11 protein-coding genes are annotated in these 15,168 nt (G+C 38.6%); 9 read left to right on the forward strand and 2 right to left on the reverse strand.

Features of this window, described 5'->3' with window-relative positions; genetic code table 11:
- Nucleotides 1–2: 2 nt before the first annotated feature.
- Together T391_RS0105355 and T391_RS08130 are read left to right on the forward strand one after the other, a co-directional pair.
- On the forward strand, nt 3–491 hold the full coding sequence (locus T391_RS0105355; protein WP_027327460.1) for an HIT family protein: 489 nt from the start codon (nt 3–5) through the stop codon (nt 489–491).
- A 9-nt stretch (nt 492–500) separates the two neighbouring features.
- Nucleotides 501–1,346, forward strand: a complete 846-nt coding sequence (locus T391_RS08130; RefSeq protein WP_051420631.1) for an ankyrin repeat domain-containing protein — start codon at nt 501–503, stop codon at nt 1,344–1,346.
- On the opposite strand, the gene xseA is transcribed toward T391_RS08130, so the two are convergent.
- Nucleotides 1,332–2,567, reverse strand: a complete 1,236-nt coding sequence (gene xseA / locus T391_RS0105365) for an exodeoxyribonuclease VII large subunit (protein WP_027327461.1) — start codon at nt 2,565–2,567, stop codon at nt 1,332–1,334. The genes T391_RS08130 and xseA overlap by 15 nt on opposite strands.
- A gap of 114 nt (nt 2,568–2,681) precedes the next feature.
- Between xseA and T391_RS0105375 the strand changes: the two genes are divergently transcribed.
- Genes T391_RS0105375 through T391_RS0105405 form a run of 7 tightly spaced genes read left to right on the forward strand, consistent with a single transcriptional unit; the run spans nt 2,682 to nt 14,875 of the window.
- Nucleotides 2,682–5,627 (forward strand): restriction endonuclease, encoded by a 2,946-nt coding sequence (locus T391_RS0105375; RefSeq protein WP_027327462.1) that lies wholly within the window; start codon nt 2,682–2,684, stop codon nt 5,625–5,627.
- Entirely contained in the window at nt 5,624–7,486 is a 1,863-nt protein-coding gene (locus T391_RS0105380) for a site-specific DNA-methyltransferase (protein ID WP_027327463.1), read from the forward strand. The genes T391_RS0105375 and T391_RS0105380 overlap by 4 nt, the downstream gene beginning before the upstream one ends.
- Nucleotides 7,486–9,051: an ATP-binding protein gene (locus T391_RS0105385; protein WP_027327464.1), complete on the forward strand. Its 1,566-nt coding sequence runs from the start codon at nt 7,486–7,488 to the stop codon at nt 9,049–9,051. The genes T391_RS0105380 and T391_RS0105385 overlap by 1 nt, the downstream gene beginning before the upstream one ends.
- Nucleotides 9,052–9,072: 21 nt before the next feature.
- The gene (locus tag T391_RS08135; protein ID WP_051420632.1) at nt 9,073–9,966 is read left to right on the forward strand and encodes a biotin synthase; all 894 of its coding nucleotides are present in this window, start codon (nt 9,073–9,075) and stop codon (nt 9,964–9,966) included.
- A complete protein-coding gene (locus T391_RS08140; protein ID WP_034583963.1) occupies nt 9,963–10,793 on the forward strand; it encodes a YihY family inner membrane protein in 831 nt (276 codons plus the stop codon). Before T391_RS08135 ends, T391_RS08140 begins: the two co-directional genes overlap by 4 nt.
- A gap of 12 nt (nt 10,794–10,805) precedes the next feature.
- Nucleotides 10,806–12,707, forward strand: a complete 1,902-nt coding sequence (tkt, locus tag T391_RS0105400; RefSeq protein WP_027327465.1) for a transketolase — start codon at nt 10,806–10,808, stop codon at nt 12,705–12,707.
- Nucleotides 12,704–14,875, forward strand: coding sequence for a PD-(D/E)XK nuclease family protein (locus T391_RS0105405; RefSeq protein WP_027327466.1), 2,172 nt, complete (start codon nt 12,704–12,706; stop codon nt 14,873–14,875). Before tkt ends, T391_RS0105405 begins: the two co-directional genes overlap by 4 nt.
- A gap of 29 nt (nt 14,876–14,904) precedes the next feature.
- Here T391_RS0105405 and T391_RS0105410 read toward each other — a convergent pair whose 3' ends face one another.
- Nucleotides 14,905–15,168: an EscU/YscU/HrcU family type III secretion system export apparatus switch protein gene (locus T391_RS0105410; protein WP_027327467.1), complete on the reverse strand. Its 264-nt coding sequence runs from the start codon at nt 15,166–15,168 to the stop codon at nt 14,905–14,907.

Consider the following 15,168-nt stretch of genomic DNA (forward strand, 5'->3'; position numbering starts at 1 on the left):
TTGTGGATATTTTATATGCTCCGATGAGAAGCCATTATTTAAAGCATGGTGTCTCTGGAGAATGTGTGTTTTGTGAGATTTCAAAAGAAGCTCACAAAGATGAAGAGCATTATGTGTTTTATCGTGATGAAGTTTGTTTTGGGGTGATGAATCTCTATCCTTATACCCCTGGACATTTGATGTTTATCCCTCATATGCATATTGATTCTCCTCATTTGTTGAATCTAGAGCAATGGTCGCATCTAGCCAAACTTACGCGCAAAGGTTGTGAGATGCTCTATGCCTTTGGTGCTCAAGGGATCAATAGTGGGATCAATATCAGAAGTGCTGGAGGGGCTGGGATTCCTGAGCATCTTCACTGGCATCTTGTTCCACGCTTTGAGAGAGATACAAATTTTATGACCTCTATTGCACAGACGCGAATCTATGGTTGTGAATTTGTTGAAATCTTTAATAAAATCCAGCAATTATCTAAAGAATTTTTGAGATAAGGAGTGTAGATGAAAAAGTTGGTGTTTTTGTGTTGTTTGACTTTGACTTTTTTGATGGCAAGTAGTCGTTGGGATGCGTATTTGTTTAGCGATGACTATACGACTGTAAGACAGGGGATAACGCGTGGAGGAGATCTGAATTCGCGTTGGAGAGGGATGACACCTCTTTATAATGCTTGTCGAAGTGGATGGGCAGATATCGTAGAGTTGATGATCAATCGAGGTGCAGATGTCAATGCCAAAAGTTATGGAGAGACTGTTTTGCTTAAAGCTGCTGGTAAAAAGGTCAATGATGTTACATTGGCCAAAGTTTTGCTTAGCAATGGTGCAGATGTCAATGCTCAAGACACACAAGGTAATACAGCGCTCTATCATGCCATTATGAATAAAAATGGAAAGATGATCAAGCTTTTGCTAGATAATGGTGCGGATATGTATATCAAGAACAAAAGAGGAGATAGTCCAGCTAGATTTATCCTCTCCAAAAAATCAATGCCATCAGTGAGCTTTGATAATCCCGATTTGATGCTCTCTGCTCAATCTTTTTTACTTGGAAGAAGCACGGTACCGGTTGGAGTTGTCAATAAAACAGCACAATTTATGAAGATCTCACAAATAGCAGTGTATTTCAATGGAGATTTGCTTGGCTCTATTCAGGTCAATATCAATGTCGCACCACGAGCCAAAATGCCAAATATTGGATCAATCAAACTTCCAGCAACTTTCTATCAGAATCTCAAAATCAAGGAAAATGGGCGTGCTGTGGTCAAATACGGATTGGCAGTCGAATATAGCCTTGATGGAAGCTCAAAAAGCTTTGAAAACTCAAAAGATATTGAGTTAGCTCTCTGGTAATCTTTGAGCTTTGAATGTGATCTTTGGGCTTGTAAGCTCAAAGACTTCTCTCTCTTTGATCTCCTCTGCTTGGATGATTTTCCCATTTTTTGTGAGTTGGACATAGCCATTTTTGAGTTTTTGTGCGGGATCATAAGAGATAAATAATTGTCTGAGTGTAGAGAGCTCATCTTGGAATCTTTTGATGGGATTGGATGAGCCAAAAAGAGTTTTGAGTGCTTGAAGCTCTTGTTCTTTGTGTTGAAGTAGTGTATGAAGCTTGAGCTGGAGCATTTGCCCAATCTGTGTGCATGCATCTTCTTGAAGTTTGAGTTTGTGTGTGTGATTTGCTAGCTTATATTGCTCTTGGAGGGAAGAGAGCAAGAGGGAGCGATTTGAGAGGATTTGTTCAAAGCGATGGCTTAGGGTTTCTCTCATCTCTTGGAGTGCATAAAGCCATTGGGTTTGATCAGGGAGCAAAAGCTCGATCGCTCCACTTGGAGTGGGTGCGCGCCAATCAGCGACAAAATCACTGATCAAAACATCGCTTTCATGTCCAATTGCTGAGATGATGGGGGTTTGGGCTTGAAAGATGGCATCAGCAACCATTTCTTCATTGAAGGCCCATAGATCTTCTTGGCTGCCTCCGCCACGAGCTAAAATGATGCAATCAAATCCCATAGAATCAGCAAGTGCGATATTTTGAGTGATCGAGTATTTGGCTTGCTCTCCTTGCACAAGGGTATTGATGATGACAAATTGTGTCAATCTCCAGCGTTTTTGGGCGATTTTGAGCATATCTTGGAGTGCTGCTCCTGTGCTTGATGTAAGCAGGGCGACTTTTTGGGGGAAAGTGGGAAGGGGTTTTTTGTGTGCAAAATAACCTTGGACTTCAAGCTTTTTTTTGAGATCTTCATATGCTTGAGCTAGCTGACCAGTTTTAGAAGAGAGGATTTGTTTGCAAAGGATTTGATAGTTGCCCTTTGGTGGATAGACGCTTAGCCCACCTATGACTTCAATCTGCATCCCCTCTTGAAGGCGAACTTTGAGATGCTGGGCATTTCCACGGAATAAAACACATGCGATATTGCTCTGAGAATCTTTGAGACTAAAATAAATATGCCCACTTGAGTGAAAGGTGAGATTACTGATCTCTCCTTGGACATAGACAGAAAGAAAAGTTTCTTCTAGGATAGATTTGATTTGGGTGTTGAGCTCATAAACGCTTAGAGGTTTTTGCATCAGATTCCTTGATGGATGGGATGGGAGAAGTTTCTGATCAGAGATCAAAAATGCAACTATATCAAGATACAAAAGATACAATTCTGCTTTTAAAAAATATGAAAGTAATGAAAGATGATTTTTGAATCTCAACAATACCAACAAGACTGTATCAATAACATTGTCACGCTTCTAAAAGATTTTGATTTTGCTACACACGATATACAAAGTTTGCAAAAGTGTTTCAAAAACTTTTACTCCCACACACCCCAGCCTATCCAAACCCTAAGCGATAGAAAAAATATTGATATTCTTATGGAAACAGGAACAGGAAAAACTTTTACCTATCTCAATACAATCTTTGAGCTCCACAAACACTATTTTCAAAACAAATTTATCATCTTTGTGCCGCGCAAAGCTATTGCCGAATCTGTCAAACAAAATATCAATCTCACAAGAGATTATTTTTACGCTCAATACTCTAAGCACCTCAAAGCTTATTATTACAGCGATGAAAAATCCCTAAGCAATATCATCAATGGCTATATCAAAAACACAGATGAGCTCTCTGTGCTTATTCTCACAAACAGCTCGATAGACAAAGGAGAAGCAAATAGTCAAGACTCTAAAAATGGGAAGAAAAAGAGAAATCTCTCGACCAATATTTTGCGAAGAGAGCATGAAAAACTTTTTAGCAATGCCACGATTTTAGATGAGATTGTTGGACTGAAGCCCATCTGTTTTATTGATGAGCCACATCTCCTTAAGGGTGAAAAGTTTGATGAAGTTTTTCAAAATTTTCAAACGCTTTATTTTCGCTTTGGTGCGACATTTCCCACAGAAGAACCACACAAGCTTAGCAATCTTGCTTATTGTCTTGATAGCATCAGTGCTTTTAGAGAATACCTTGTCAAACAAATCAATGTCCATACTCTCTATGAAAATACACTTACACCCAAACTGATCTCAAGCCACCCCAAAGAGAAAAACGCAATATTTTCTTATGTGATTGACAACATCACACACAAAGCAAGTGTATATTTTGGAGAAGACATTGGAGAAAAACTGCATTTTCCTCAATGGAAAAGCAAAGATATTATCAAATACAAAACCAATTTAATCATCCTAAGCAGTGGGGAAGAAATCCACAAGCTTTCCACCTCCTATGAGCTAGATGATTCTCAAATCTCTAATCTCATCTCCACAGCCATAGATTTACATTTTGAAAAAGAAGAGGAACTCCTCAAAAAAGGAATAAAAGCTCTTTGTCTTTTCTTTATCCCTCACATTGATGATTTTAGAGGGCAATCCCCAAGGATTAAAAATATCTTTGAAAAACTCTATATCCAAAAGCGAGAAAAAGTCCTAAGCAACCCCGATCTCTCTGAAAGTTACAGAGCCTATCTAGCCAAAGACTTCAACGATAAAGGAGAGCTTTGCGTAGCAGGGGGATATTTTAGTGGAGACAAAGGAACAAAAGATGATAAAGAAGCCGAGGGGGTAAAGCTCATCCTAGAAGAGAAAGGAAAACTTCTCTCTATCAAAACTCCTCTAAGATTTATCTTTAGTGTTTGGGCTTTGCAGGAAGGGTGGGACAATCCCAACATCTTTACTCTTGTCAAACTTGCAAGTTCTACTTCATCTACAAGTCGTCATCAGCAAATCGGAAGAGGGCTAAGGCTTGCAGTCAATCAAGAAGGAAAACGAATCACCCACACTCACTGCAATGGGGATGACAATCTCTTCTATGATATCAATGCTCTTGATGTGCTTATTAGTGGAGAAGAGGGATTATTCATCGAAGAGCTACAAAAGGAGATTGAAGACACAAGTTTTGTTTTTAATCATAAAACCCTCCACAAAAACATCCTTTACTCTCAACTTCATTTCACTCCAGATGAAGCCGAAGATTTTATCTATCATCTAAGAAAAAGAAGTAAAGCGATTGAAGCAACCACAAGAGAATTCTATAAGTGCATAAAACCAATCTATGAAGTCCTTAGAGATGAAAAAGAAGACTTTTTGGAAATTCTAAGAGAGGAGAGCTATCTGAGAGCTCTAGATCTCTTCAAACCCTCCTCCAATAAACGCAATCAAACCAATGATGCCAACAAACGCAAATCCACAGCAGGGATAAGAAAAGAGCTTGCAAACGAGTTTCGCACTCTGTGGGAAAGTATCAACCAAAAAGCCAAGATTGTCTATAAAGACATTCAAACTCAAACGCTTATAGAAAATATTGCCAAAGCTTTCAATTCTCTTTCAATCAACTCAGAGACTACCACCCTCCTTACAAAGCGTTATGATCCCCAAAGTGGAAAAATACAAAAAATCAAAGAAGAAATTCTTTCTGCCAAACTTTATTCCAACACCTCTTTGATGATGACTAATCTCATCGAATTTGCAAAGAGTGAAAAACTTCCTCTTAGTTTTTTGCTCCAAGTCTATCAAGCTCTTGATCAGAGTAAAATCATCACAAATCCCAAGCAATCTCTTCAGCAACTTAAAACTATTATTCAAGATGAAATCCACTCCAATATCATTCAAAGTATCTCCTATGATTTCATCCAGACTCAAATCAGTGCTGAAGATTTGCTCTATGATTCACAAGGCAATCCAAGAGAAAGTATCCTTTGTGAAAAGCTAGGACGCTATATTGATGAGGGAAGCAAACCACAAGAAAACTATCTCTATGACAAAGTAATCTTTGATAGTCAAATCGAGCTTACAGCCATCACTCAAGATCCAAAGCATATCAATGACCTCACAATCCAAGTCTATGCCAAACTTCCTAAATTTTCTATCCCTACACCTTATAAAAACTATGAGCCAGACTTTGCCTACCTCATCAGTACCCAAGATGATCAAAAAATCTTCCTTATCTGTGAGACAAAAGGCTATGGGAGTGAGAGAGATATCCCGCCCACAGAGCAAAAAAAGATCGACTATGCCAAGAAGTTTTTCCAAAAACTTCAAGAATATTTGGGAGAAAGTGTGAAAATTCACTTCAAAACACGCATCAATGCCCAAGAACTCAAAGATTTGCTACACAATATCGCTACCCAAGGAGAAAGCAAATGATAGATAAGCAAGAAGCTCAAAAAAAAGGACTAAACATCATCGATAGCACAAAAGAGAATAATCCTCTAAAATCCATACTAGAGCAAAATTTCCCTGACACCCTAAGTGAAGGGCATGTCAATCTCAAAGCTCTTGCTATGCTTTTGGGACTTGATCCTCACTCCAACGCTCAAGGCTATGAGCTCACTTTCACAGGCAAGGGTTTAGCCAATACTCTCTACACCACTCCTACAGAATTTGAACTAAGTGAAGAAGTAGAGAGGGGCAAAGACAGGGAATCTACAGGGAACTCCATCATCATCGGCGATAATCTTGATGTGCTAAAAATCCTCAAATCCGCCTACTATGAAAAAATCAAAATGATTTACATCGATCCCCCCTACAACACCAAAAGTGAAAACTTCATCTATCCTGATGACTTCAGAAAAGATTATAGAAAGATTTTGCGTGAAGTGGGGTTGCTTGAGATTGATGAAGAGGGCAAAGAGGTAGAGAGCAAGACACTTCAGACTTTTCGCAATATCACAGGCTCAAGAAGCCATAGTGGATGGCTTAGCTTTATGCTCCCACGCCTCAAACTTGCTAGAGATTTACTCAAAGAGGATGGGGTGATTTTTATCAGCATTGATGATAACGAACAAGCCAATCTCAAGATTCTATGTGATGAGATTTTTGGAGAGGAGAATTTTGTAGGGGATTTTATACGAAAGACAAAAAGCACAACAAATGATGCAAAAATTGGAATTAATTATCAGCATGAATTTTTGCTTTGCTATGCAAAAAACAAAGATTATACAATCTTACTTGGAGGACAAAAAGATTTGAGTCAATACAAAAATCCAGATAATGATCCAAACGGAGAATGGGTTTCAAGTGATCCAAGTGCCAAAAGCGGAAAAATGGAAATGAATTATTTTGCTATCACCAATCCATATACAAGAAAAGAAGAATATCCACCCAAGGGAATGTTTTGGCGTTTTTCAAAAAATACAATTCAAAAACATATTGATGAAGGGAGAATTTGTTTTAAAAAAGAACATAAAGAAAATGAAAGGAGCTTCATTTATAAAAGATATCTAAAAGATTTAAAAACGACGCTTAAAACATTTAATACTCTTTCTTTTACCGATAATATTTTTATGAATCAAAAAGCCACTAAAGATTTGATTGAGTTTAATATGGTTGAATATTTTTCCTATCCAAAAGGTGTGGAATTTATCAAAACAATTCTCAATCATTCTACAAATGATGATTCTGAACTTGTTCTTGATTTCTTTGCAGGGAGTGGGACGACAGCACAAGCGGTAATGGAACTCAATGCAGAAGATGGGGGTAATCGACGCTTTATCCTAGTGCAACTCCCTGAGCCTATCGATGAGAACAAAAACAAAACAGCTTATGACTTTGTGAAAAACGAGTTAGGTAGAAGTGAGCCAAAGATTAGTGACATCACTATTGAGCGAGTTAGTCGTGCAGGGGAGAAGCTCAAGGGCGAGGGGCTTGTAACTTCAGGAGTAGATATCGGTTATCGCGTGTATTCATTGAGTGAAAAAGCAAGACTAAGTGATGAGGGGAGTATCATCCCTCATAGTGCCACCACTTCTCCCCAAGACATTGCTAGAAACCTTGCACTCTTTGCAGGGAAACCCTTGCATATCCCATTAGAGGAAATCGTGACAGACAAGCTCTTTGTGTGTGAAGATATCCTTTGTGTAGTGGGGATTGACAAAGAAGTAGAAGAGAAAATCTTAGAGGACAAGAACAGAGCCATTTTCATCGATGGCTATGGTAATCATAGCTTAGAATCTTTCCTCAACCTCAATATCCCCAACGACGAGCGTGTGAATGTGGTGTATTGATGTCTAAAAATCCAAATATTACAGATTATGAAATAGGAATCATTAAGGCGCTTATTGATATAGAGATACCTAATCAAGAGATTTTAGGATGTATTAACCACTATCGAGGAAATATAAAGAATCACATAAATAGCGGGCGTATTCCAGATATTAAGCAGGGGCGTATTGGGAAAGAAATCATGGCGTTAAGCGAAAGAGAAGCTCGAGATTTTTTGGAAAGATATAGCACTTTCGAGCTTAAAGCAGATGGGCTAGAGAGTTTGCTGAGTCATACAAATCTAACGCTACATATAAAAGAAAATGAAAAAATTGAATTTAAAAAAAGTTTTCATGGTTTCAAGAATTGGGACAAAGTTCTTAAACCAATTCAAGGCATGGCAAATAATTGTGGGGGATATATTTTCTTTGGAATAGAAGAAAAAGATGAGATAAACAAAGATCATGAGGGTGGAAAAATTCTTGGACTTGAAGAGAAGCAGGTTAATTATTTTAATGTTGATTCTAGAGAAATTAGTAATCATCTAAACTCTTACTTTCAGGAGGAAATTAAGATTGAAAGATTTGAGCGAGAGATTGAGGGAAAAACAATATGTGTTTTAAGAGTTTATGAATCTGATAATAAGCCAATAATCAATAAAAATGGTGAAATATTTTATCGCTATAACGGTCAAGTAGCAAAAATACAAAAACTTGACTTGGTGAGAATTTTACGGCAACAACAAGAAAAAAATGTAATGCTCACTCTTAACAAGCATCTTGAAACTATTTTAAAAAATGGAGTAGAGAATTCTGCGATTCTCAATATTCAAACTGGAGATGTCAGCGGAAAAAGTGGCAATTTTTTGATTGAAAAAGAACTATTGAAGGATATACATTTCATTAAAGAGGGGCACTTTGTGGAGAAAAATGGAGCTCCTGCCTTGATTTTGAGGGGAGAAATAAAGCCAATTGATAATATAGGAACAGTTACATCTGTTCATATCCCAAAAAGCATCAATGAAACAGAAATTTATCGATGTTTTTTTAATCAAGATGAAATTAGTCCACAAGAAGCAAAGGAATATCTTAAGACGCTTTCCGAATCTCAGATGTACTGGCTTCCAATAAGATATTTTATGAAAAAAGCAAATTTATCTCTAGAGGAAACTTTAATTTTTTTTGAAACCTTAAAACAAGAAACACAGAAATCTAAAAATGTCGAAAAGAAAATTAGCAACCTTCAGAAGAACGATCCACAAAAAGAAAATAATTGTCTTTTCCTAGATCAGATTAAAAATCAAGCAAAGCTTACTACTTTTATAAAAAAAGATAGCGATATTGAAAAGATTGCTCGCTCTATTCTAAGTTTAGAACCCCAAGATTTTGAGGTGAGCTATATAATCCAAGAAGTAAAAAGTCTTTATGATTTCTGTCGTGAAAATGAAAAAAAGACTCAAATATCTATTGTTAGAAAAGCTATTGCTTATATTGATAAGATTTTATTTGATCAGAGGTTGATGGAAAAAGAAGTAAAAAATCAAATGGAGCACTACTCCAAGGTAGAGAAATCAAAGAATATCCCATAGAATTTCATAAAAGGAGTTGAAATGAAACGAGAGGTTTTTCTATGCTCGATCAGCAATGTCAGCAGTGGAGGGTGTAGTGAGGATTGTTCTTATTGCACACAGAGCGCACATTATGAGACCAATGTCCCACGATATAAATACAAAGATCCCAAAGAAGTGATCAATGAAGCCAAAGAACTCAAAAAATATGGAATGGTGGGATTTTGCCTAGTGACCTCTGGGAGGGGGCTTGATGATAAGAAATGTGACTATATCGCCTCTTTGGCTCAAGAGATCAAAAAAGAGGTGAGCGATATCCATCTCATTGCATGTTGTGGGAGAGCAAGTGAAGATTCTCTAAAACATCTCAAAGCCCACGGAATCGATACTTACAATCACAATCTTGAAAGTGCTCAAAGTTTTTTTGGATCCATTTGTCGCACGCATACTTGGGAAGAGAGATTTGAGACTTGTGAGAATGCATTGAAGGCTGGACTTGGGCTGTGTAGTGGTGGGATTTTTGGACTAGGGGAGGAGTGGGAACATAGAATCGAGCTTTTGAAAGCCTTGCGTTCTCTCTCTCCTCATTCTGTACCCATCAATTTTTTCATCCCTCACCCCTCACTCCCTCTCAAGCGTGAAGTGATGAGTAAAGAAGAGGCATTGGAATGCATTCTTTTGGCCAAAGAATATCTGCCCAATGCTAGATTGATGATTGCTGGAGGAAGAGAGAGGGTGTTTGGAGAAGATCAGAAAAAAATGTTTGAGTATGGAATCAGTGCCATTGTTTTGGGAAATTATCTCACGACACTTGGAGAAACCCCCAAAAAAGATCTTGAAATGCTTCAAAAATACGATTTGCAGATTATGGATATCCAAGCAAGTCTAGCTCTTTTGAAGCGAGAAGGGCTTGGCTTGGCTCAAGAGTGCAAATGAACTCTTATCGTGTTTGTCAAAGAATCAAATCTCTGTATAACTTTCTCACTCATGAAGATGAGTTATTTGTCTATGCATCTTCATTGAGTTTTTATACGATTTTTGCTCTGATTCCTTTGCTTTTGATTGTGCTCTCTATCCTCTTGCTTTTACCTGATTTTCAAAATACATTTTTGGAGATCAAAGATTTTTTGCTCTCCAATGTGCTGCCCACACACTCTGAGGTCGTTGCACGATTTTTAGATCCTTTGCTTGTGCATAGCTCCAAGATGGGGATTGTGGGCTTTGTTTATATTCTCTTTACTTCGATTTTGTTTTTTCGAAACTATGAATACATTACTTCCAAAGTCTTTAGGAGTTCGCCTAGAGCATTTTTTGATTCACTAAGTATGTATTGGATGCTTGTCTCGCTATTTCCGCTTTTTTTGGGAATCTCTTTTTATTTTGTTTTTGAGCTAAAAAGTCTTTGGGGATATTGGAGTTTGGGTCCTTTGTTTGTGCAATTGATGCCTATTTTGGGAGGTTGGTTTGTGTTTTTGGTGCTTTTTAAAATCTCAGCCAACAAAAAGCTTGATCTCCAAGCCCTTGTTTTTACCTCTTTGCTCACCTCATTGAGCTGGAATATCGCCAAATGGATCTTTGTCTATTATGTTGCTTTCAATCATTCTTATAAGACGATCTATGGCTCTGTTTCTTTTGTGCTTTTTGTGATGCTTTGGATTTATGTTTCATGGTTGATTGTATTGTTTGGGATGCGGATTTGTGAGGGGATTCATCAAAAGAAAAATGTGGTTTTAAATAAGAAAAATGTAGAATCTCAAGCCTAAAAAGGAGAAGTTATGCAAAAACAAATAATGTCAGATACACTCAAGATTTTATGCGCTGATATGGTTCAGCGTGCCAATAGTGGGCATCCTGGAGCACCGATGGGTCTATCAGATGTAGCCGTTGTATTATCTCATCATCTCAAAATCAATCCCAAAGATTCCGCTTGGCTCAATCGCGATCGCTTGATCTTTAGTGGAGGGCATTGCTCAGCCCTTGTGTATGCCTTGCTTCATTTGTGGGGATTTGATGTGAGTTTGGAGGATTTGAAAAATTTCCGCCAACTTGGGAGTAAAACCCCTGGACATCCTGAGTTTGGTCATACTCATGGGGTAGAGATCACGACAGGGCCATTGGGACAGGGAGTAGCTAATGCTGTGGGATTTGCTATGGCAAGCAAATATGCTCAAGGAATCTTGGGAGAGGATGTGATCTCTCATTTGGTGTATTGTTTGTGTGGGGATGGGGATTTGGAAGAGGGGATTAGCTATGAGGCTTGCTCACTTGCTGGTCATCATCAGCTCTCAAATTTGATTCTCATTTATGATAGCAATAAGATCACAATTGAGGGAGAGACCAAGATCGCTCTTAGTGAGGATATAAGAGCTAGATTTGTAGCTCAAGGATTTGATGTGTTTGAGTGTGATGGTCATGATTTTGAAAGCATTGATCTAGTTCTGACTCAAGCCAAAGATTCCTCTAAGCCTTCTTTGATCATTGCTCATACAGTGATTGGGAAAAATGCCTCTAGTATGGAGGGAAGTCACAAAACTCATGGCGCACCCTTGGGTGAGGAGGTTTTGAGAGCGAGCAAAAAATCGATGGGATTTGATGAGAATCAATCTTTTGTGATTAGCCCTGAGATCAAGAGTGCTTTTGAGGCAAGTATCGCTTCAGGGATGGTGGAATGTGAGCGATGGAGAGATTCTCTTTCTCAAGAGGTGAGGGCAAAGATTGAAGAGCTGTATTCACCTGATTTTTCAAAAGTGCAGTTTCCGACATTTGAGAGTGGAGCAAAGATTGCCACAAGAGTGAGTAATGGAGAGATTTTAAATGCGATTGCTCAAAGCTATGGGGGGTTGATTGGTGGGAGTGCTGATCTTGGCCCCTCAAACAATACTCTCCTCAAAAATGAGGCAGATTTTCCACTTGGGCGTAATTTGCACTTTGGTGTGAGAGAGCATGCGATGGGTGCGATTTGCAATGGGATTGCAAACTATGGACTGTTTTTGCCTTATTGTGCGACATTTTTTGTCTTCAGTGATTATATGGCTCCAAGTGTGAGGGTAGCAAGCATTATGAATAGTCGTGTGTGGTATGTTTGGACGCATGATAGTATCGGTGTGGGTGAAGATGGAGCGACACATCAGCCTATTGAGCAGCTCTCCCACTTCAGGGCAATGCCCAATCTTTATGTCTTTCGTCCAGCAGATGCCAATGAAAATGTCGCTTGTGCTCAAGTTGCCCTAGAGCTTAACTCTCCAAGTGCCTTTGTACTCAGCCGTCAGAATCTTGAGGTTTTATCTCATCAAGTGACGAAAGACATGGTAAGCCATGGGGCGTATGTGATCTTAGAAGATCAAAATCCTGATGTGATCCTTGTAGCAACAGGATCAGAGGTCAATCTAGCACTCAAGGGAGCAGAAGTGCTAAAAAATCAAGGAAAATCCGTGAGAGTCGTAAGTATGCCATGTATGGAACTCTTTGAGCAACAAGATGAAGCCTACAAAAATAGCATTCTTGGAGATCGAGAAAAAACGATTGCGATTGAGGCATCAAGAGGAGTAGAGTGGTATCGCTATGCCAAAGAAGTGATCGGGATGCAGGGATTTGGTGCATCTGGAAAGGGAGATGAGTTGTTTGGGCATTTTGGAATCAGTCTTGATCATTTGCTTGAGGTTGTTCAAAAGCTTTGAAAGAAACACTTTTTGTCTTCTCTAGTTCGCGTTCACTAGAGAGTTTTGCATTTGCTCAAGAGGGATTCCTCCCTCCATCTCTGACCCTTGAGGAGTTTTTCTCCCAATCCCTCATCGTCCCAAACAAAACAAAAGCACCGCTTATTTTGCAAAAAATTCTGCTTGCAGAAGTACTTAAAGAGTTTGAATTTGATGATCAAGAGAAGCAGTTTTTGTTTTTTGAATATAACTTTTTGGGTTTTTTGGAGACTTCTCCATTTCTTTTAGCACTTTTTAGTGAGATGTTTGGAAGTCAGGTGGAGCTTGAGGAAATCTCTTTGGGAGATATTTATGGTGAGTATCAAGATCATTTGAGGGTGCTTGAGAAGATTTATTGTGCATATCGATCCAAATTAGATGAACTTGATCTCTATGATTTTCCTTGGAAATATGATTTATTTTGGGATTATCTTGAGACTTTTGGAGAGATTCGGTGCTTTATTGATGGATTTTTATCTCGCTTTGAATGGGAAATACTCAATCAAATCGCTCAAAAAATCCCACTCTCTCTAGACCTTCATATCGATGAGTTTAACCTCCCTTATTTTGCTCATCTCTCTCCAGCTCTCAGCATCAATCATCAATACACTATCTCTTTATCTAGTGGTGAGATTTTGAGCTCAAAACCTTGGAATCTAGAAGGGGAAGTAGGGGTGAGTGCATGTGATTTGAGGATTGATGAATGCAGTGTGGTGATCCAGAGAGTGCAAGAGTGGCTCAAAGAAGGAGTAGATCCAGATAAAATCGCGATTGTATTGCCCAAAGAAGATTTTGCAAAATTTTTATTTGCAAGCGATAGGGGAAGGAATTTCAACTATGCGATGGGCAAACAAAATGATGGCTTGAAAAAGCAGCTTGATCAGATCTTTGATCATTGCAGACATTTGGATGGAGCAGCGCTATTTGATCAGATAAGATCTGAGATTCTCAAATTATCAATTCAGGAGAAAAGCAAGGAAAAAATGCTAGAGATTGCAGCGATGTTTGAGAGAAATCTTGCATTTGTGCAATCTTTGGAGATTCAAGAAATCCTTGAACTCTTATTCTATGAGCTCAAGAAACTCAGAGAAGATGATCATAGTGGGGGGAAAGTCAAAGTGATTGGTGTGCTTGAGACGCGAGGAGTTAGATTTGAGAGAGTGATTGTTGTGGATTTTAATGAGGATAATATCCCCTCTCTTTCTTTTCAAGATATGTTTTTAAACACTCAGATGCGTCAAAATCTTGGGATGCCAACACTGAGAGATAAGCAAAATCTTCAAAAACACTATTATCTTGAGCTTTTTAAAAATGCACAAAAAATCGAGCTAACCTATTTGCGTCTTGGGCTTTCATCTTTCCTCAAAGAAGCCAAGATTCCACATAAGATTGAAGATAATCGCTTCACACTTTTTGCTCCCGCTCAAAAGAGAGAATATGTAGAAGATAAGATTTGCGCAAAAGTTGGGAAGGATTTTGTCTTCTCATCGACTTCATTGAGAGCATTTCAAGAATGCAGACGAAAATTTTATTTTTTGTATTTGAGAAAACTCAAGGAAGAAAAAAAACGAGAAGTTTTCTTGGGACAGAAGATTCATCAATTACTTTATGAATCCTATAGAGATACTTCTTCAATCCAAGAAGCACGCAAACTCTTTGAGCAAAAGATGTTTGCTTGGAAAGAAGAGAGTGAGAGTATGAGATTTGGAATGGAGCTAGATCTTGCTGTGCGCAAAATGCAGAAGTTTTGGTCTTGCGAGATGAATTGTCCTCCAGATGAGATTTTGTATTTGGAGCATTCATTTGATCTAGAGTGGCATGGAGTGAAGTGGAATGGGAGAATTGATCGGATTGATCGTGTGGGGGATGTGATTAGAGTGATTGACTACAAATTTACAGATCATGCAAGCAGTGATGTGATCCAAGGAGCAATTTATGCTCACTATGTTCAAGATCTTTTTCCTTATGCATCTATTGAGACTTATTTGATGCCACTCAAAAATGGAAACTACACACAAGTGGATGTGCAAAAGGGAGAGGAAAAAGTCGCTAGTCTTGTTTGTGAAGTCTTACAAGAAGAGAGTTTTGATAAAACACATGCAAGATCTCATTGCACAGATTGCTCTTTTAGAGTGTTGTGCAATCGATGATAGGAAGAAAATGGGGGGATGAGGGAGTATCATTGGCTAAGCTGTGCGTCTTGTTCGCATTTGTGAAGCCAGATAAAAACTTCGGCTAGCGCATGATAGAGCTCGGAGGGAACTTCTTGGTCGAGATTGAGATCGATCATAGAATCCACAAGTTCTTTGTTTTGAAAGAGGGGGATATCCCATTGGATTGCTTTTTGGATGATGGCATTGGCGATCTCGCCTTTACCTGATGCGATCACTTTGGGTGCATGATCTTGATAGGCCTTATATGCAAGGGCGACAGCTTTTTTCAT

Source organism: Helicobacter pametensis ATCC 51478 (assembly GCF_000518225.1).
Taxonomy (GTDB): Bacteria; Campylobacterota; Campylobacteria; order Campylobacterales; family Helicobacteraceae; genus Helicobacter_G; species Helicobacter_G pametensis.